The following is a 17,426-nucleotide window of genomic DNA, read 5'->3' as shown; positions in this document are numbered from 1 at the left end:
ACAGGGGGATTCTAGCAGCCATCTTGATCACTTTTGCTCAAATTCCCCCAATCGGCACGCCATTCGCAGCGAACGGCTATCAGTCTGGGTGATCGGCACCCCGGTCCGGGCTGCTTTGGGCACCCTCGCTGGGGTCCTCGGCGTCCCAGGCATCGTCGCCGGCCGGGGGCGCAATGCCCTCCAGCCGCGGATCGAACGGTCCCGGCTCGTCCGGCCGCGAAGCCAGCCACTGGGCAACTTCCACCACGGCTTCGCGCAAGGCATCGAGACCCAGCCCGTCGCGCGCCGAAATGAACACGCGCGTGGGCACGCCGTCTTCGTTGCGCTCGATGCGAGGGCCCTGCTCCAGCAGTTCCGGCGCCGCATCGATCTTGTTCATCACCACGATCTGCGGGATGTCCAAGGCGTTGATTTCCGCCAGTACGCGGTTCACCTGCTCGATCTGCTCATGGCGCACGGGGCTCGACGCGTCCACCACGTGCAGCAGCAGGTCGGCATGGACCGTTTCGTCCAGCGTGGCGCGGAACGCCGCGACCAGTTGCGTCGGCAAGTCGCGGATGAAACCGACCGTATCGGACAGCACCACATTGCCGAGTCCATCCAGAAACAGCCGGCGCGACGTGGTGTCGAGCGTGGCGAACAGCTGATCGGCCGCATACGCCCGCGCCTTGGTCAGCGCATTGAACAGCGTCGACTTTCCTGCGTTGGTATAGCCGACCAGCGAAATGCTGAGCGTATCGTTACGGGCGCGGGCGCGGCGCTGCGTATGGTGCTGGCGCTGCAGGCGCGCCAGATCGGTCTTGAGCCGCTTGGCGCGGTCATCGAGCATCCGGCGATCCAGTTCGAGCTGTCGCTCGCCAGGGCCGCCGCGCATGCCGATACCGCCCTTCTGGCGCTCAAGGTGGCTCCACGCCCGCACCAGGCGCGACGCCTGGTATTGCACCTGGGCCAGTTCCACCTGCACCTTGCCCACGTGGCTTTGCGCACGCTGGCCGAAGATATCGAGGATCAGGCCAGTACGGTCGATCACGTGACGCCCCAGGAATCGCTCCAGGTTACGTTGCTGGGCCGGGCTCAGTGCGTGGTTGAAGACAACCACATCGGCATCCAGGGCGTCCGCCGCCTCCTTGAGCTCTTCCGCCTTGCCCGAACCGATGAACAGCGCCGGATCGGGGCGCGATCGCTTGCCGGTCAGCGTATGCACCGGCACCGAGCCGGCCGTGGAGGTCAGCAGCGCCAGTTCGGAAAGGCTTTCCTGGAAGTCATGCTTGCCGAAATCCACGCCGACAAGGATCGCGCGCGAAGGATCGGTCTGGGAGGTAGCTCTGGGTTGCAAGCGGGTGGACGCGAAGCGCCGGAAAAATTGGTTGGAAAACGGGGTTGGAACCGATTGTCAAGACAATGGCAGGCCGCGCTGCGGCAAGCTGTCGCACACCAGCGCCATGGGGCTCGGTGACGGATGCAGGCTGGATCGGGAACCGGCTTCGGAAGATGCCGACCGGTCAGGGCAGCGCCGGCGGCGCAGGCCGGAGAACAGCTGGGGCGGGAACGTGCAGCGTGACGGCCGCATGCGGATGCGGCCGCCCACAAACGAGGAAAAATCAGGCCTCGGAAGAATCATCCACACGGAAATTCACCGCGCGCGCCGGCACGACGGTAGAAATCGCATGCTTGTACACCATTTGCGTCACGGTGTTACGCAACAGCACGACATATTGGTCGAACGACTCGATATTGCCTTGCAGCTTGATGCCATTGACGAGGTAGATGGAAACCGGCACGTGCTCTTTGCGCAGCGCGTTCAGGAACGGGTCTTGTAGCAATTGCCCTTTGTTGCTCATGGCACACTCCAAAATTATAGATTTAGTGATGGATCATGGGGACGAAAGTCCCCGGTTCAAGTCAGTTGGCGCAAAAACGCGCCAGAAAAAAGATCAAAACGGTACCAAGCTGGCATCAACGCAGCAGGGCTACCCCTGCTACTCGTGAATTTAGCCGCAGTTCCAAACGAACGCAAACGAAACTTCGGACGAGGAACGGCACCTTTTGGGCTCAATCCTTCGATTCGGCGTAAGGGTTTTTGTTCGTACGGAATTCGATGCGCAATGGCGTGCCCTTGAGCTTGAACGCCGTCCGGAAGCGGTTTTCCAGATAACGCTTGTACGCGTCCGTCACGTTCTGCAGTCCGTTGCCGTGGATGACCACGATCGGGGGATTGGAACCACCCTGGTGCGCGTAGCGCATCTTGGGGCGCGACACCCCCGCGCGCTTCGGTTGCTGGAATTCCACCGCTTCCTGCAGCACTCGCGTGAGTTGCGGCGTGGGCAGCTTGACCATCGCGGCGGCATACGCATCGTCCACCGAACGCAGTAATGCACCAATTCCGGTACGTTCCTTGGCCGACACGTAATGGACGTTGGCGAAGCTCAGGAACTGGAGCTTGCGCTCCAGGTCATGCTTCACGCGGTCGCGGGCGTGGCCGTCCAGGCCGTCCCACTTGTTCACGCCCACCACCAGTGCGCGGCCGGACTCCACGATAAAGCCGGCGATATGCGCGTCCTGCTCGGAAATGTCCTGCTGGGCATCGAGCAGCAGCACCACCACGTTGGCATCGGCAATCGACTGCAGCGTCTTGACCACCGAGAATTTCTCGATCGCCTCGAACACCTTGCCGCGCTTGCGCAGGCCCGCGGTGTCGATCAGCGTGTAGGGCTTGCCACCGCGCTCGAACTCCACATAGATCGCGTCGCGCGTGGTACCCGGCATATCGAACGCGATCACGCGCTCTTCGCCAATCAGCGTGTTGACGAGCGTGGACTTGCCCACGTTCGGCCGGCCCACGATGGCGATCTTGGTGCCGCGCTGGCCGGCGTCGTCCTGGTCGGCCAGTTCCGGACGCTCCTGCACGGCAAGCTCCAGCGCCTCGTCGACGAGTTCGCCCACGCCGTCGCCGTGCGTGGACGAGATCGCGTACGGATCGCCCATGCCCAGCTCGTAGAAATCGGCCGCCACCGAGGTGTACCGCATGCCCTCGGCCTTGTTGACGGCCAGCATGATGCGCCGACCCGTCTTGCGCAGGTAGTCGGCGATCACGCGATCCTGCGGCGCAAGCCCCAGGCGACCGTCCACCAGGAAGATCACGACATCCGCTTCCACCACGGCCTGGCGCGTCTGCTTGGCCATTTCGGCCACGATGCCGTCCTTGGCAACGGGCTCGAAGCCGCCGGTGTCGATCACGATGAACGGACGATCGCCGATACGGCCCTCGCCGTAGTGGCGGTCCCGTGTCAGGCCCGGCAGATCGGCGACGAGAGCGTCGCGCGAGCGGGTCATGCGATTGAATAGCGTCGACTTGCCCACATTGGGACGGCCGACGAGTGCGATAACTGGTTTCATTCAATAAACGGAAACAGGGGCCGGCACGCGCCGTCCCCCAGCAATTCCGGAGTCATGTTGATCCGACAACCACCGTGATGTGTCCACGGCTGGCCGCTTTTCCTGTCGGGGCGGATATGGAACCGCTGTTCCAGTCCGCTATGTTGGCACGACCAGGGATCATGCTACCGGATTGGCGCCACCCATGCGACAGGGGCATGGGCGGCCTTGCGTGCGCAGGCACGCTTTTATTCTGGCGCCATCGCTGGCGCCCCTGGCAATCAGCCGATCAGTTCGGTACGAAGCCGTAGACGTCGCCGTCACGGGTCTGCACCACCAGCGTCTGGCCGGCAATCACCGGTGCCGCGCTGACCGCACTGCCGTCCGTCTTCATGCGCGCCAGGATGGTGCCATCCTCGCGCGACAGGAAGTGGACAAATCCTTCATAGTCGCCCACGACCACCGAACGGCCGATGGACGCCGGGGCGCCGAGGCTGCGGTAGCGCAGGTCCGTATTCTTCCAGCGCTCGTTGCCGTTCTGGCGATCGAACGAGAACACCGCCGACGTCTCGTCGCTGGCGAACAGCGAGCTGTCGTCCTGCGTCAGGCCCATCGGCGACGAGAAGTCCTTGCCCCACTGCGGCTGGCCGTTGGCCAGTTCCAGGCAGGCGATGCGGCCCTGGAACGTGGTGGCGCAGACCTGGCGGCCCATCACGGCCGGCATGCCCGTCACATCGTTCAGGCGCTCGATCTCGGACACGCCCTTCGGATACGACACCGTGCTTTCCCAGCGCAGCACGCCATTGCCCGGCGCCAGCACGCCAAGCTTGCCACCCGGGAAACCCGTGACGATGCCGTCACCGGCATACACCATGCCCATCGCGGCACGCAGGTTCAGCGGCGACTGCGAACGCTGGTAGATCCAGCGGCGGTCGCCGGTGCCGGCATCCAGTCCGATGATGCGGGTGTCGGTGGTACGCACCACCACCAGGCCGTTGCCGACCAGCGGTGCCGACAGGACCTCGCCGTTGACCTGCTTCTTCCAGATCTGCTTGCCGCTCTTGTCGAACGCGTAGATCGCGCCCTTCTCTGCGGCCACGGCGGTCGTGTCGCCGTCCGAACCCGGACCCGAAGTCAGGTCGAGATCGGTCTTGGCCTTCCAGAGCGTCTGGCCGCTGGTGGCATTGATCGCCATCACCGCGCCGCTCTTGCCCGACACGAACACCACATCGCCAGCTGCCACCGGGGCCATGACGTACGGGCCGCTCTTGCCCACGTCGGCCTTCCAGGCCTGCTTGACCGACAGCGTGGCCGAAATCGGCTTCAGTTCGGTGGGCGGGTGCTTGTTTTCCTTGCTGAACAGCGAGCAGCCCGTCAGCAGGCCCAGGCAGGTGCCGGCCACGAGCGTACGGGTTGCGGCTGTGCGAAGCAATGACGTCATAGGATGCGATCCTGTATTTTTTGAAAGGGTCCGCGGTCCGCTCACGCGGTGCCCAGCGCGTCGAGCTTGAACTGGATGATCTGGCGCATGCCGCCTTCGCTCGCGCCGAGCTTTTCCAGCGCGCGGCGGTAGGCGGTACGTGCCTCGTCGCGCTTGTCCTGGGCGGCCAGCAGATCGCCACGGCGATCAGCGAACAGTGCCTCGTACTGCGCAGGCGCATCCTTGAGCAGCGCCAGGCCCTGGTCGTAGGCCTTCTCGTCGAGCAGCACGCCGGCCAGACGCACGCGCGCCAGCGGCGCGTAGTCGTCGCCACCATGGTCGATGGCCCACTGCAGCTGCGTCTTGGCGCCGGCCAGGTCGCCCGCGTCGTACAGCACCTTGGCTGCCGTCAGCGCGCTCATCGGACCATAGGCGGTGCGGCCGAACTTGTCTTCCAGATCGGTAGCCGCGCGCTTGACGCGCTCGGCGTCGCGCGCCTCGGCGGCCTTGGTCACCTGCTCGTACAGCACCGCCGCGTCGCCGGCCTGCTTGCGCTGCCAGTAGTTCCAGCCGGACCAGCCCGCGAACGCCAGCAAGGCGACAATCAGCGCCCAGGTGACGGCATTGCCGTACTGTTTCCACCAGGCCTTGAGGCTCTCAAGCTGTTCCTGTTCTTCTAGATCGTAAGCCATGTCGAGGCAGTTACCCGCGTTGGTTGAAATTGACACGGCCGCTTCCTGACAGGACAGCGGCCGTGCGGCGCGATTCCGACGGCGTGCTTATTGCTCGTCGTCCTCGTCGTCCGATTCGATTTCGTCGACCATCCTGTCGATGATGAAGTCGACAACGTTCTCGGCCGGCACGCTGGTCTGCGGGCCGCCTTCGGCTGCATTGCCGCCGCGCAGCTGCTTGACCTGCACCGTGCCGGCGGCGATTTCGTCCTCGCCAATGATAACGGCAAAGGATGCGCCACTTGCGTCCGCGCGCTTCATCTGCGACTTGAAGCTGCCGCTCTTGCCGTCGGGCGTGGCATGGAAGACCACGTCCAGGCCCGCGTCGCGCAGGCGCTCGCCCGCAATCATCGCCTGCTCGCTCGCGGCCTGGCCCTGGTGGACCATATACACGTCGCAGCCTTGCGATTCCGGCACCAGCTTTTCCTCGCGCAGCAGTTCGATGATGCGCTCGATACCCATCGCCCAGCCGCAGGCCGGCGCGGGCTTGCCACCCATCTGCTGGATCAGCGGATCGTAGCGGCCACCGCCGGCGATCGTGCCCTGGGCGCCGAGCTTGTCGGTGATCCACTCGAACACGGTCAGGTTGTAGTAGTCCAGACCACGCACCAGGCGCGGATTGATCTTGAAGGGGATATTGTTCGCCTTCAAGATCCGCTGGACGCCGTCGAAGTGCGCCAGCGATTCCTCGCCCAGGAAGTCGATCAGCTTCGGCGCGTTGGCCGCCATGTCCTGCAGCGCCGGATTCTTGGTATCCAGCACGCGCAGCGGATTGGTGTACAGGCGGCGCTTGCCATCCTCGTCGAGGATGTCCTTGAAGCCTTCCAGGTACTTGATCAGCTCCTCGCGGTGCGCGGCACGCTCGTGTGCCTGGCCCAGCGAATTCAGCTCCAGGCGGACGCCGACCAGGCCCAGGTCGTCCCACAGGCGCTGGCACATCAGGATGATTTCCGCATCCACATCCGGGCCGGCAAAGCCCAGCGCCTCGGCGCCAAGCTGGTGGAACTGGCGATAACGGCCACGCTGCGGCTTCTCGTGACGGAACATCGGGCCGGTGTACCACAGGCGCTTCGGGCCGTCGTACAGCAGATTGTGCTCGATGGTGGCACGCACGGCCGCCGCGGTGCCCTCCGGACGCAGCGTCAGGTTCTCGCCGTTCAGGGCGTCGGTGAAGGAATACATTTCCTTCTCGACGATGTCGGTCACCTCGCCGATACCGCGCACGAAGAGCTGCGTATGCTCGACGATCGGCGTACGGATCTGCTGATAGCCATAGGCACGCAGCATGCTGCGCGCGGCGTTCTCAAACATTTCCCACAGCGGGGCGTCGGCGGGCAGCATGTCGTTCATGCCCTTCACGCCCTGCAGTGCCTTGTCGGCCTTCGTCTTGTCTTCGCTCATTGTTCTCTTCGTGATACCGATGCTGACCTGGCGCCCCTGCGCTCAGGCCACCGCGCCCTGCTTTGCCTGCGTGGCATTCGGGCCGTAGTGCGAGCGGACGTACTCGTCCACGATCGCCTGGAATTCCTGGGCGATGTTCTCGCCGCGCAGCGTCTTGACCTTCACGCCGTCGACGAACACCGGCGCCGCCGGCGATTCGCCCGAGCCGGGCAGCGAAATGCCGATATTGGCGTGCTTGCTCTCGCCGGGGCCGTTGACGATGCAGCCCATCACGGCCACGTCCATCTCTTCCACGCCCGGGAACTCGTTCTTCCAGACCGGCATCTGCTCGCGCAGATAACCCTGGATGCTGGCCGCCAGTTCCTGGAACGTCGTGCTCGTGGTACGGCCGCAACCCGGGCACGCGATCACCATCGGGGTGAAGTTGCGCAGGCCCATCGTCTGCAGGATTTCCTGGCCGACGTAAACTTCCTTCTCGCGCGCGGCACCCGGTTCCGGCGTCAGCGAAATACGAATCGTGTCGCCGATGCCTTCCTGCAGCAGCACCGACAGCGCGGCCGTCGAGGCCACGATGCCCTTGCTGCCCATGCCGGCCTCGGTCAGGCCCAGATGCAGCGCATATTCGCAGCGGCGCGCCAGCTCGCGGTACACCGCCACCAGCTCCTGCACCTGCGAAACCTTGCACGACAGGATGATCTGGTTACCGGCCAGGCCGATTTCCTCGGCCTTCTGCGCCGACTCGATCGCCGAGGTGATCAGGGCCTCGACCATCACGCTCTGCGCCGGCCACGGCTCGGCGCGCCCGGCGTTCTCATCCATGATCCGGGCGAGCAGGTCCTGGTCCAGGCTGCCCCAGTTCACGCCGATGCGCACCGGCTTGTTGTAGCGGCACGCCATCTCGATCATCTCGGCGAACTGCTTGTCGCGCTTGGCGCCCTTGCCCACGTTGCCCGGGTTGATCCGATACTTCGACAGCGCCTGTGCGCACTCGGGATAGTCGTGCAGCAGCGTATGGCCGTTGTAGTGGAAGTCACCCACCAGCGGCACGTTCACGCCCATGCGGTCCAGCTGCTCGCGGACGGCCGGCACGGCCGCCGCGGCTTCCGGCGTATTGACGGTAATCCGGACGATCTCGGAGCCTGCACGCGCCAGATCCTTGATCTGGATGGCAGTGCCGATCGCATCGACAGTGTCCGTATTGGTCATCGACTGGATGCGCACGGGCGCGCCCCCGCCGATCGTCACGATATTGTCGCCCCACACGACGCTGGCCTGGCGCGACACGCGGCGCGGCAGCGGACCCGGAATCACCGGGTGGGAAGCATTCTGGTGCATTGCGTTACCACCTTCAAATGGCATGACTGATTGCGCTGCCCGGCCGCATTACTGCAAGGTCAGGCGCGCCACATTGTTCCGGTCGGCGGACTTGAAGTTCACCGGCGAGCCATTGTGCGCCAGCGACTCCACGCCCTTTACGTTGCCGAGAATGACCTTGTACGGGCCACCCTGGCCGCTGCCAGCCACGGCGTCGCCGCCCTTGGCCGTGCCACCGAGGATCACCTTGCCGGTGCGATCACGCACCTCGTACCAGGTGTCGGAGGCAAAGCGGATCTGCACCGCGCCATCGCCGGACGCCGTCGAAGCGGGTGCTGCGGCGGCAGCGGGCGCCGCGACGGCCGGGGCCGCAGCGGCCGGCGCGGCCGGCTTCGCGGGCGCGTCCGGTGTCAAATTCACGGCGCCGCCCGTTGCCAGCGGCATGCCAGCGGTCGTGGTGGCAACCGGGGCCTGGGCGGGGGCCGCCGTCGCGGGGGCCGGGGCAGCCTTGGTTGCCGGCGCGGCCGGTTCTGCCTTGGCCGTCGCGTCGGCGGGGGCGGCCTCGGACGGTGCCGGCGAATCGTTGCCAGCCATCACCGGCGGCAAGGCCGCGGTCACGGTGCCGTCGCCGTTGCTCTGCGCGCTGCCTTCCTCCGAGACCTTCTCGGCCGGCTTTTCGATTGCCGGGGCTTCCGCCGCGGCCTTGCTGTGTGCATCGAACCATGCCTTGGCGTGGTCGTAGCCGAAATAAACGCCCACTGCCACCAGTGCCAGCACGCAAACCAGCCAGATCCACCGGCCCCCGGCGCCGCCGGTGCTCTTGCTGCCAAAACGCTTGCGGTCGTCGAACGCCTGGTTCAGCGCGCCTTCATGGCGGCGCGTGATGCCAGTCACCGGCGTGGCCTGCGCCCGCGCGTGATACTGGCCAAGCAGCGCGTCGATATCGATCTGGAGCGTGCGCGCGTAGGCGCGCATCACGCCCTTGGCAAACGTCACGTCCATCAGGCTCGACACGTCGCCCGCCTCGATCGCCATGAGCTTGTTGGGCGCCACCTTCAGGCGTGCCCCGACATCCTCCAGCGACAGGCGTTGCGCCTCGCGACCCTCTTTCAGTTGCGCCCCGATCTCGCGGGCCACTGCCTCGCGGTCGGAGTCTGTCGCGCCGCCGGCAACGTGCGTTGCTGCCTGGCTACCGGCGCGCTCTTCTTCATTCATCCCAAGCTCCTCTCTCGTATGCGGTCAGCTCGCGCGAATCGGGGAAACGGTTACGCAGTTCCGCGACCATCGCGCCCTGCGTCTGGGTATCGCCCTGGCGGTGGGCAATGCGCGCACCCAGCCAGAGGGATTGCGCGCTGGCAAAGCGGCTCGCGTTGACGCGGCCGGCAAATTGCCGGGCTTGTCCCATGTCCCCGCGCTGGAAATACAGTTGCGCGAGATTCATGAGCACTGACGGATCGTTACGGTCATATCCGTAGGCCGTTTGCAGATTTTTTTCGGCCTCGGCCATGTTGCCGTTGCGCATCTCGCATATGCCGAGGTTGGTCAGCGGCTTGACCGGACCGTTCATCGAAGGGGTCTGCACCGCGCGTTGCAGCGTGGCCTTGCCCTCGGCGTAGCGGTTGGTCTGGCACAGGAACCAGCCATAGTTGTTCAGCACATCCGGATCGTTCGCCCGCATGTTCAGCGCAGTGCGGAAGCTGTCCTCGGCCAGCGCGTTCTCGTTCATGCCCATGTAGGCCAGAGCACGCACGTGATAGGCGTCGGCGTTCGACGGATCGATACTGATGGCCTGCTTGACCTCGTCGAGCGCCACCGGATACTGGCGCGCCTCAAGATACTGCGTGGCCAGGCGCAGCCGGAGCGACGCACGCTTGTCAGCGGCGGTCTGGTCGGAAGCGGTCTTGATGTCCTGCTGGGGCCCGGTGGGCAGCGTGCAGGCAGACAGCATCAACAGCCCTGACAGGGCAGCGACAAGCAGACGAATCATGCAGGACGGACCTCCCGAGCGGTTCCGGCACCCACCGGAACCAGTGGCGTGATTTTGCCGAACTTGCCGCGCTCGGCCAAACGGGTACGATCCATGACCTCGCCGGCCAGTTGCCCGCAGGCGGCGTCGATGTCGTCGCCCCGGGTCTTGCGAATCGTCGTAACGATGCCCGCATCCATCAACACCTGGGCGAAGCGGCGGATCTGATCGTTGTTCGATCGCTTCAGGCCCGATTCCGGGAACGGGTTGAACGGGATCAGGTTGAACTTGCAGGGCACGTCGGCCACAAGCTTCAGCAGTTCCCGCGCATGTTCGACGGTGTCGTTGACGCCGTCGAGCATGCAGTATTCGAAAGTAATGAAATCGCGCGGCGCGAATTCCAGGTAGCGGCGGCAGGCCGCCATCAGGTCGGCCAGCGGATACTTGCGGTTCAGCGGCACAAGCACGTCGCGCAGCGCATCGTTCGACGCATGCAGCGACACGGCCAGCGCCACGGGCAGATCCCTGGACAGGCGGTCCATCATCGGCACCACGCCGGACGTGGACAGCGTCACGCGGCGGCGCGACAGCCCGTATGCGTTGTCGTCGAGCATCAGCCGCATGGCCGGCACGACGGCATCGTAATTCAGCAGCGGCTCGCCCATGCCCATCATCACCACGTTGGAGATGACACGGTCGTCCTTCGGACCCCGGCCCAGCTGGGCACGCATGGCGAATTCGGCCATCCACAGCTGGCCAATGATTTCGCCGGTCGTCAGGTTGCGGGAAAAACCCTGCTTGCCGGTGGAACAGAACCGGCAGTTGACGGCGCACCCCGCCTGCGACGACACGCACAGCGTACCGCGCGTGTCCTCGGGGATGTAGACCGTCTCCACCGCGTTGCCGGCGCCGACATCGAGCAGCCATTTGCGCGTGCCGTCAGCCGACAGGTTGTCGGTGATGATGGCAGGCGACCGGATCTCGGCCCGCGTCGCGAGCTTTTCGCGCAGCGACTTGGCGAGATCCGACATGGCGTCGAAGCGGCTGGCACCGAACTGGTGGATCCAGCGTTGCAGCTGCCGCGCACGGAACGGCTTCTCGCCGAGCTCGCCGCAATAGGCGGTGAGCGCGTCCGCGTCGAGGTCGAGCAGGTTGACGAGATCGTTCATGACGGCAGTTTCCAGCTTGACTACAGGTTCAGTCGTGAGTGTCAGAAGACAATCAGCGGCTGTAAACGTTCATGCCCGGGAAGAAGAAAGCCACTTCCACGGCAGCCGTTTCAGCGGCGTCCGAGCCGTGCACGGCGTTGGCGTCGATGCTGTCGGCGAAATCGGCGCGGATCGTGCCCTTTTCGGCCTTCTTCGGGTCGGTGGCGCCCATCAGGTCGCGGTGCTTGGCGATGGCGTTCTCGCCTTCCAGAGCCTGGATCATGACCGGGCCCGACACCATGAAGTCCACCAGATCCTTGAAGAACGGGCGTGCCTTGTGCACGGCGTAGAACTGCTCGGCTTCACCGCGCGACAGGTGAACCATCTTGGCAGCAACGATCTTCAGGCCAGCGGCCTCGAAACGGGCGTAGATCTGGCCGATAACGTTCTTGGCCACGGCATCCGGCTTGATAATCGACAGGGTGCGTTCGATCGCCATGAAAAACTCCGAAAAATGAAGGGGTTACAAATGGATTAAACGTGCAATTCTAGCACGACCGCATGGCGGATTCGAGCACGCGCGCCAATGGCCTCGACGATACTTGCGGTGTGCGCTGTTGCCGCACTTATTGTTATTTATAAATCACATTACATTCGTGAAATGTGGGAACGGCAGCGCAAACCCTTCGTCAAATGTTTGCGTTTTCGGAAAACAACTAATGACAAGGGTGGTTGTGTGGACAAAGCCCCTTGCAAATCCGCAGGCGCGATGCCACATTGGCGCTGTGCCGTCGGGTTGCTCCGGCGCCTCACATGGAACTGAAGACAGGAGTCACGATGAACGACAAGCTGAATACTTACGGATTCGGCAATAGTGCTGCGGGCGTCACCGACGTTGCCGTCCGCAACCGGGTCCTACGCAATACCTACTGGCTGCTGGCCATCTCGATGATCCCGACCGTGCTGGGCGCATGGATCGGCGTGGCTGCCGGATTCGCCGGCCTGGTCGCCGGCAGCCCCGGCATGTCGGCCCTGCTGTTCCTGGCCGTCGCGTTCGGTTTCATGTTCGCGATCGAGAAGACCAAGAACAGCAGCATGGGCGTGGTCCTGCTGCTGGCCTTCACGTTCTTCATGGGCCTGATGCTGGCGCGCATTCTCAGCCTGACGCTGTCGTACTCGAACGGCCCGGCGCTGATCATGTACGCCTTCGGCGGCACTGCGGCGGTATTTGGCGTCATGGCCACGATCGCCACGGTCAGCAAGCGCGATTTCTCGGGCCTGGCCAAGTTCCTGTTCGTCGGCGTCGTGCTGCTGATCCTGGCCAGCATTGCCAACATCTGGCTGCAGATGCCGGCCCTGATGATCACGCTGTCGGTCATCGCCATCGCGATCTTCTCGATCTTCATCCTGATTGACGTGCAGCGCGTGGTAAATGGCGGCGAGACCAACTACATCACCGCCACGCTGGCCATCTACCTGGACGTGTACAACGTCTTCGTGAACCTGCTGGCGCTGCTGGGTATCTTTGGCGGCAACCGCGACTGAGTCGCCCCGCCATCATGAAAATAGCCGCCCAAGGGCGGCTATTTTTTTGTGCGCCGCCGGCTTCGGCCGCGCCCTTCACTCGCGTCAGTCGCGCTCGAATACGGCGATCGACTCCACGTGCGACGTATGCGGGAACATGTTCACCACGCCTGCCCCCGCCAGGCGATAACCGGCCTCGTGCACCAGCAGGCCGGCATCGCGTGCCAGCGTGGCCGGGCTGCACGACACATAGACGATGCGCCTGGGCAGCACGTCGCTGCCGGCCTGATGCAGTTCGCCCAGCGCCTTGCAGACGGCCAGCGCACCTTCGCGCGGCGGGTCCACCAGCCAGCGGTCGAAGCGGCCAAGCGCGGCGATATCCTCGGCAGTCACCTCGAACAGGTTGCGGCAGGCGAACGACGTCTTGTCGGCCAGTCCGTTGTACCCCGCGTTGGCCAGCGCCCGCGTGGTCAGGGCTTCACTGCCCTCGATCCCCATGACCGACGCACCTTGCGTGGCCAGCGGCAGCGTGAAGTTGCCGATGCCGCAGAACAGGTCAAGCAGCCGGTCGGTGGGCTGCGCATCGAGCAGGCGCAGCGCGCGGCCGATCAGGACACGGTTGATCTGGTGATTGACCTGCGTGAAGTCGGTGGGCTTGAACGGCATGCGGATGCCGAATTCGGGCAGCGTGTAGGCCAGCTCCTGCTCGGCCGGATAGAACGGATAGACCGTATCCGGGCCCTTGGGCTGCAGCCAGAACTGCACCCGGTGCTTGTCGGCAAATGCGCGCAGCAGGTCCTTGTCGGCATCGGTCAGCGGCTCCAGGATGCGCAGCACCAGCGCCGTCACTTCGGCGCCAACGGCCAGTTCTATCTGGGGCATGCGGTCACGGATCGACAGCCCCGTTACCAGTTCGCGCAACGGCACGAGCATCGCGGAAACGTGGGGCGGCAGGATTTCGCAGCGCGTCATATCCGCCACATAGCTGCTCTTGCGCTCGTGGAATCCCACCAGCACACCGCCCTTCTTGGCCACGTAGCGCACGGTCAGGCGGGCCCGGTAACGATAGCCCCAGTCCGGGCCGGCGATCGGGCGGAACACCACATCCGGCTTCACTTTCGACAGGTGCCAGAGATTGTCTTCCAGCACGCGCTGCTTGATCGCCAGTTGCGCCCGGGCGTCAAGGTGCTGCATCGAGCAGCCGCCGCACACGCCAAAGTGCTGGCAGCCCGGCTCCACGCGCATCACGGACGGCTGCTTGACCTCCACCAGCTGCGCCTGCTCGTAGCTGGGCTTGCGGCGGTAGCTCTTGTACGAAACGGTTTCGCCGGGCAGCGCGCCCTCGACGAAGATCACCTTGCCGGGTGTGCCGTCCTCGTTATTCTCCAGGCGGCCGACGCCACGCGCCTCCATGTCGAGGCTATGAATAGTGACCACGGGATCGCTGGGGGGCGCGGATGCGGCGGGCGCGGCACCCGGCTTGCCCGCCATTTCGGGCTTGGAAGATTCGACGGCTTGAGACACCGGAGGGACCTGACGTATTGTTTTGCGAAAGCGCGATTGTAGTCCAGTCATCGCGCCGTCACGAAGGTCCGAACGCCGAAAGAGGAAACGATGGAACTGATTTCGTGGAACATCCAGTGGGGACGCGGTGCCGACGGCAAGGTCGACCTGGCCCGCATCGTCTCCACGATCCGCGACATGACCGATCCCGACGTCATCTGCCTGCAGGAGGTCACCCGCGGCTTTTCGGACATGGCAGGCCAGCCGCAGCGCGACCAGGTGGCCGAACTGACGGCGCTGCTGCCCGGGTATCGCGTCATCTTCGCGCCGGGCGTGGACCGCACCCATGGCGACGGCACGCCGCGCCAGTTCGGCAATGTCGTGGCCACGCGACTGCCGGTGCGCGAGATCTTCCGCCATGCCCTGCCCTGGCCGGCCGATCCCGACGTGGCATCGATGCCGCGCGTCGCGCTGGAGGTTACCGTGGAAGCCGGGGCCAGGCCGATTCGGGTCATTAGCACCCACCTGGAGTTCTACTCGAAGCTGCAGCGCGCCGCGCAGGCGGACGCCCTGCGCCAGTGGCATGTGGAGGCCTGCGAGCACGCGCGGCGCCCCGGCAAGTCGGAAAAAAAGCCCGGGCCGTTCACGCCCGAACCACGCCCGACCGAGGCCATCCTCTGCGGCGACTTCAACAGCAAGCCCGATGACGTGGCCTACCAGCGCATGATCGAGCCCTACCCCGATGCCACCGTAAACTGGAAAGATGCCTGGTGCCACATGCATCCAGGCCAGTCGCACGCGCCGACCTGCGCGCTGTACGACAAGGCGCAGTGGCCGGAGCCACCGTTCGCCTGCGATTTCATGTTTGTGACGGAAGACCTGCTGGCCAACGTGACGCGCTGCGAGGTCAATGGCAAGACCGACGCCTCGGACCACCAGCCGATCCACCTGAGCCTGAACCGCTGACGGCCAGTGCCGCTAAGACGCCGCCGCCCGCAGCCGCAGACGCAGCAGTCGTCAGTCGTCTTCCTCGGCCTCGGGCGCCATCGGCTGCAGCTTGAACGCGCGCAGGTACGCCATCCACTGCGCGCCCGGCAGCTCGGCCAGCGATTCCTGGATCAGCGCCACTTCCATGTCGAACTCGCGCGGTGACAGGCCGCCGCGCATCAGCTGGAAGCGGCAGTACATCAGGTACGTGTTGACGACGTCGGTCTCGCAATAGTCGCGGATCTCGTTCAGCTTGCCCTGCTGGAACGCCTGCCACACCATGCTGCCGTCCATGCCCATCTTGCCCGGAAAGCCGCACAGCTTGGCCAGGTCATCGAGCGGCGCGCTGGCCCGCGGCTGGTACATCGCCAGCAGGTCCATCAGGTCCAGGTGCCGCATGTGATAGCGGCTGATGTAGTTGTTCCACTTGAAATCGCGGCTGTCGTCGTCGCGGCCCTCGCCCATCTCCCAGTAGCGTGGCGCGGCCACGCCGTGGACCAGGCCGCGATAGTGCAGCACCGGCAGGTCGAAACCGCCCCCGTTCCACGACACCAGCTGCGGGCTGTAGCGCGCAATCAGTTCGTAGAACTTCTGGATCAGCGTGGCTTCCCCATCCTCGAGCGTGCCCAGCGAACCGACATGGAATACCGCCGAACCATCGCGCTGGGTACGGCGCAGCACGCACGAAATGGCGGCCACGCGCTGCAGATAGTGCGGCAGGAAGTCGGAGCCGGTCTTCTCCAGGCGGGCGGCAAACGCATGCTCGGCGACTTCGGCGTCGCTCATCGATGCGGGATGGTCATGCAAACGGCGCAGGCCGTCGACATCGGGAATCGTCTCGATGTCGAATACCAGCACAGGGGTCATAAAACGGCGTCCTTGCGTACACCTTGCGAAGCGAAATGCCGTTTGAGCTTGACCAGCGCCTCCTGCTGGATCTGGCGCACGCGCTCGCGCGTCAGACCCATTTCCTCGGCCAGCTCCTCGAGCGTGGCCGGCTCGATGTGGTTGAGCCCGAACCGGCGCTCCACCACATAGCGATGCTTCTCCGACAGGCGTGCCAGCCAGAGCTTCATCAGGTTTTCCAGCTCGCGGTGGGCCACTTCCTGATCGGGCGCGGCGTTATGTTCGTCCGACAGGAAATCGAGCAGGCTCGAACCCGGGTCAAGATCGAACGGCGTATCCAGCGAGGTGGTATGTTCATTGAGTGCCAGCACGTCCTGCACCTCGTCCGGCGTCTTGCCGAGCAGGTGGGCGATGTCCTCGAGGCTGGCGTCGCGGCCGTCGGTGCCACCTTTTTCAAGATGACGCTTGGCGCGCAGGACCTGGTTGAGTTCGCGAATCACATGCACCGGCAACCGCACGGTGCGGGCCTGGTTCATGATCGCGCGCTCGATGCTCTGGCGGATCCACCAGGTGGCATATGTCGAAAAGCGGAAACCGCGCGAAGGATCGAATTTCTCGATCGCGTGCATCAGGCCGAGATTGCCTTCCTCGATCAGGTCGAGCAGCGGCACGCCGCGATTCAGGTAGCCCTTGGCAATGCTCACCACGAGACGCAGGTTGCGCTCGATCATGACCTGCCGGGCCGAAAAATCGCCGCCCTTGGCCAGCGTGGAGAAATGCAGTTCCTCCGGGGCCGAGAGCAGCGGCTTGATACTGATGCGATTGAGGTAGTGCTGGACCGTGTCGGCAGCCAGTTCCGTATGCAGGACGGTGCGGAAGTCGTCGGGTTCCGGCGCGGCTTCGGTGCCGGCCTCTTCCTCTTCGTCTTCTTCCTCGTCTTCGTCCTCGGCGTCGTCGGCGCTCAGATCGGCGTTGCGTTCGGTATTTCGGTCGGTATTCCGATCGCCATTGTTGCGCAGGCTGCCGCGCGACACCGGCGCGATGGGCTCGTCGGCCACCGGCACCATGTCCGATGCGGGTTCGAGTTCGACCTCGAATACTTCGGCATCGCCTTCAGCGGCTCGGGTTGCCACACCAGCCTGTCCTTCCGGCTGCTTGGGACGACGGGTCCTGCTGACAACTCCGGATGAAACAGTTTTCTGGCGTGGCAT

At 64.6% G+C, this 17,426-nt stretch carries 16 protein-coding genes; 2 read left to right on the top strand and 14 right to left on the bottom strand.

What is annotated here, in order from left to right:
* Window positions 1-79: 79 nt before the first annotated feature.
* The 11 genes from hflX to ndk form a co-directional block, all read right to left on the bottom strand.
* The gene (hflX, locus tag AC3G88_RS04310) at window positions 80-1,336 is read right to left on the bottom strand and encodes a GTPase HflX (protein WP_488770350.1); all 1,257 of its coding nucleotides are present in this window, start codon (window positions 1,334-1,336) and stop codon (window positions 80-82) included.
* Window positions 1,337-1,601: 265 nt separating this feature from the next.
* Window positions 1,602-1,841, bottom strand: coding sequence for an RNA chaperone Hfq (hfq, locus tag AC3G88_RS04305; protein WP_153945274.1), 240 nt, complete (start codon window positions 1,839-1,841; stop codon window positions 1,602-1,604).
* A gap of 211 nt (window positions 1,842-2,052) precedes the next feature.
* Window positions 2,053-3,396, bottom strand: a complete 1,344-nt coding sequence (gene der / locus AC3G88_RS04300; RefSeq protein WP_488770351.1) for a ribosome biogenesis GTPase Der — start codon at window positions 3,394-3,396, stop codon at window positions 2,053-2,055.
* Between the two features lie 268 nt (window positions 3,397-3,664).
* Window positions 3,665-4,816 (bottom strand): outer membrane protein assembly factor BamB, encoded by a 1,152-nt coding sequence (bamB, locus tag AC3G88_RS04295; RefSeq protein WP_488770352.1) that lies wholly within the window; start codon window positions 4,814-4,816, stop codon window positions 3,665-3,667.
* Between the two features lie 41 nt (window positions 4,817-4,857).
* A complete protein-coding gene (locus tag AC3G88_RS04290; RefSeq protein ID WP_066733811.1) occupies window positions 4,858-5,487 on the bottom strand; it encodes a YfgM family protein in 630 nt (209 codons plus the stop codon).
* Window positions 5,488-5,574: 87 nt separating this feature from the next.
* Window positions 5,575-6,927 (bottom strand): histidine--tRNA ligase, encoded by a 1,353-nt coding sequence (hisS, locus tag AC3G88_RS04285; protein ID WP_488770353.1) that lies wholly within the window; start codon window positions 6,925-6,927, stop codon window positions 5,575-5,577.
* A 42-nt stretch (window positions 6,928-6,969) separates the two neighbouring features.
* Entirely contained in the window at window positions 6,970-8,262 is a 1,293-nt protein-coding gene (gene ispG, locus AC3G88_RS04280; RefSeq protein ID WP_488770354.1) for a flavodoxin-dependent (E)-4-hydroxy-3-methylbut-2-enyl-diphosphate synthase, read from the bottom strand.
* Between the two features lie 48 nt (window positions 8,263-8,310).
* Window positions 8,311-9,456: a RodZ domain-containing protein gene (locus AC3G88_RS04275; RefSeq protein ID WP_488770355.1), complete on the bottom strand. Its 1,146-nt coding sequence runs from the start codon at window positions 9,454-9,456 to the stop codon at window positions 8,311-8,313.
* Window positions 9,449-10,228 carry a type IV pilus biogenesis/stability protein PilW gene (gene pilW, locus AC3G88_RS04270; RefSeq protein ID WP_488770356.1) on the bottom strand — a complete coding sequence of 260 codons (780 nt, stop codon included), beginning with the start codon at window positions 10,226-10,228 and terminating at the stop codon, window positions 9,449-9,451. The genes AC3G88_RS04275 and pilW overlap by 8 nt, the downstream gene beginning before the upstream one ends.
* Window positions 10,225-11,376 (bottom strand): dual-specificity RNA methyltransferase RlmN, encoded by a 1,152-nt coding sequence (rlmN, locus tag AC3G88_RS04265; RefSeq protein ID WP_153945280.1) that lies wholly within the window; start codon window positions 11,374-11,376, stop codon window positions 10,225-10,227. The genes pilW and rlmN overlap by 4 nt, the downstream gene beginning before the upstream one ends.
* Before the next feature lie 52 nt (window positions 11,377-11,428).
* Window positions 11,429-11,854: a nucleoside-diphosphate kinase gene (gene ndk / locus AC3G88_RS04260; protein ID WP_092594111.1), complete on the bottom strand. Its 426-nt coding sequence runs from the start codon at window positions 11,852-11,854 to the stop codon at window positions 11,429-11,431.
* Between the two features lie 338 nt (window positions 11,855-12,192).
* On the opposite strand from ndk, the gene AC3G88_RS04255 reads away from it, so the two are divergent.
* The gene (locus AC3G88_RS04255; protein ID WP_153945281.1) at window positions 12,193-12,900 is read left to right on the top strand and encodes a Bax inhibitor-1/YccA family protein; all 708 of its coding nucleotides are present in this window, start codon (window positions 12,193-12,195) and stop codon (window positions 12,898-12,900) included.
* An 84-nt stretch (window positions 12,901-12,984) separates the two neighbouring features.
* Here AC3G88_RS04255 and rlmD read toward each other — a convergent pair whose 3' ends face one another.
* Entirely contained in the window at window positions 12,985-14,370 is a 1,386-nt protein-coding gene (rlmD, locus tag AC3G88_RS04250; RefSeq protein ID WP_488893154.1) for a 23S rRNA (uracil(1939)-C(5))-methyltransferase RlmD, read from the bottom strand.
* A gap of 123 nt (window positions 14,371-14,493) precedes the next feature.
* Between rlmD and AC3G88_RS04245 the strand changes: the two genes are divergently transcribed.
* Window positions 14,494-15,348 carry an endonuclease/exonuclease/phosphatase family protein gene (locus AC3G88_RS04245; RefSeq protein ID WP_488770358.1) on the top strand — a complete coding sequence of 285 codons (855 nt, stop codon included), beginning with the start codon at window positions 14,494-14,496 and terminating at the stop codon, window positions 15,346-15,348.
* A 51-nt stretch (window positions 15,349-15,399) separates the two neighbouring features.
* On the opposite strand, the gene AC3G88_RS04240 is transcribed toward AC3G88_RS04245, so the two are convergent.
* Both AC3G88_RS04240 and rpoS read right to left on the bottom strand, forming a co-directional pair.
* On the bottom strand, window positions 15,400-16,236 hold the full coding sequence (locus tag AC3G88_RS04240; RefSeq protein ID WP_488893134.1) for a 3'-5' exonuclease: 837 nt from the start codon (window positions 16,234-16,236) through the stop codon (window positions 15,400-15,402).
* Window positions 16,233-17,426: an RNA polymerase sigma factor RpoS gene (rpoS, locus tag AC3G88_RS04235; protein ID WP_488770359.1), complete on the bottom strand. Its 1,194-nt coding sequence runs from the start codon at window positions 17,424-17,426 to the stop codon at window positions 16,233-16,235. The genes AC3G88_RS04240 and rpoS overlap by 4 nt, the downstream gene beginning before the upstream one ends.

The sequence above is a fragment of the Cupriavidus sp. 86D6 genome (assembly GCF_057815095.1).
This window is presented reverse-complemented; position numbering and strand designations above follow the sequence as displayed.

Coding starts and splice junctions, on each gene's coding strand:
- pilW (WP_488770356.1), bottom strand. CDS start 10,228: ATGATTCGTCTGCTTGTCGCTGCCCTGTCAGGGCTGTTGATGCTGTCT.
- der (WP_488770351.1), bottom strand. CDS start 3,396: ATGAAACCAGTTATCGCACTCGTCGGCCGTCCCAATGTGGGCAAGTCG.
- AC3G88_RS04240 (WP_488893134.1), bottom strand. CDS start 16,236: ATGACCCCTGTGCTGGTATTCGACATCGAGACGATTCCCGATGTCGAC.
- AC3G88_RS04245 (WP_488770358.1), top strand. CDS start 14,494: ATGGAACTGATTTCGTGGAACATCCAGTGGGGACGCGGTGCCGACGGC.
- AC3G88_RS04255 (WP_153945281.1), top strand. CDS start 12,193: ATGAACGACAAGCTGAATACTTACGGATTCGGCAATAGTGCTGCGGGC.
- hisS (WP_488770353.1), bottom strand. CDS start 6,927: ATGAGCGAAGACAAGACGAAGGCCGACAAGGCACTGCAGGGCGTGAAG.
- rpoS (WP_488770359.1), bottom strand. CDS start 17,426: ATGCCACGCCAGAAAACTGTTTCATCCGGAGTTGTCAGCAGGACCCGT.
- ispG (WP_488770354.1), bottom strand. CDS start 8,262: ATGCACCAGAATGCTTCCCACCCGGTGATTCCGGGTCCGCTGCCGCGC.
- ndk (WP_092594111.1), bottom strand. CDS start 11,854: ATGGCGATCGAACGCACCCTGTCGATTATCAAGCCGGATGCCGTGGCC.
- rlmN (WP_153945280.1), bottom strand. CDS start 11,376: ATGAACGATCTCGTCAACCTGCTCGACCTCGACGCGGACGCGCTCACC.
- AC3G88_RS04290 (WP_066733811.1), bottom strand. CDS start 5,487: ATGGCTTACGATCTAGAAGAACAGGAACAGCTTGAGAGCCTCAAGGCC.
- hfq (WP_153945274.1), bottom strand. CDS start 1,841: ATGAGCAACAAAGGGCAATTGCTACAAGACCCGTTCCTGAACGCGCTG.
- AC3G88_RS04275 (WP_488770355.1), bottom strand. CDS start 9,456: ATGAATGAAGAAGAGCGCGCCGGTAGCCAGGCAGCAACGCACGTTGCC.
- rlmD (WP_488893154.1), bottom strand. CDS start 14,370: ATGGCGGGCAAGCCGGGTGCCGCGCCCGCCGCATCCGCGCCCCCCAGC.
- bamB (WP_488770352.1), bottom strand. CDS start 4,816: ATGACGTCATTGCTTCGCACAGCCGCAACCCGTACGCTCGTGGCCGGC.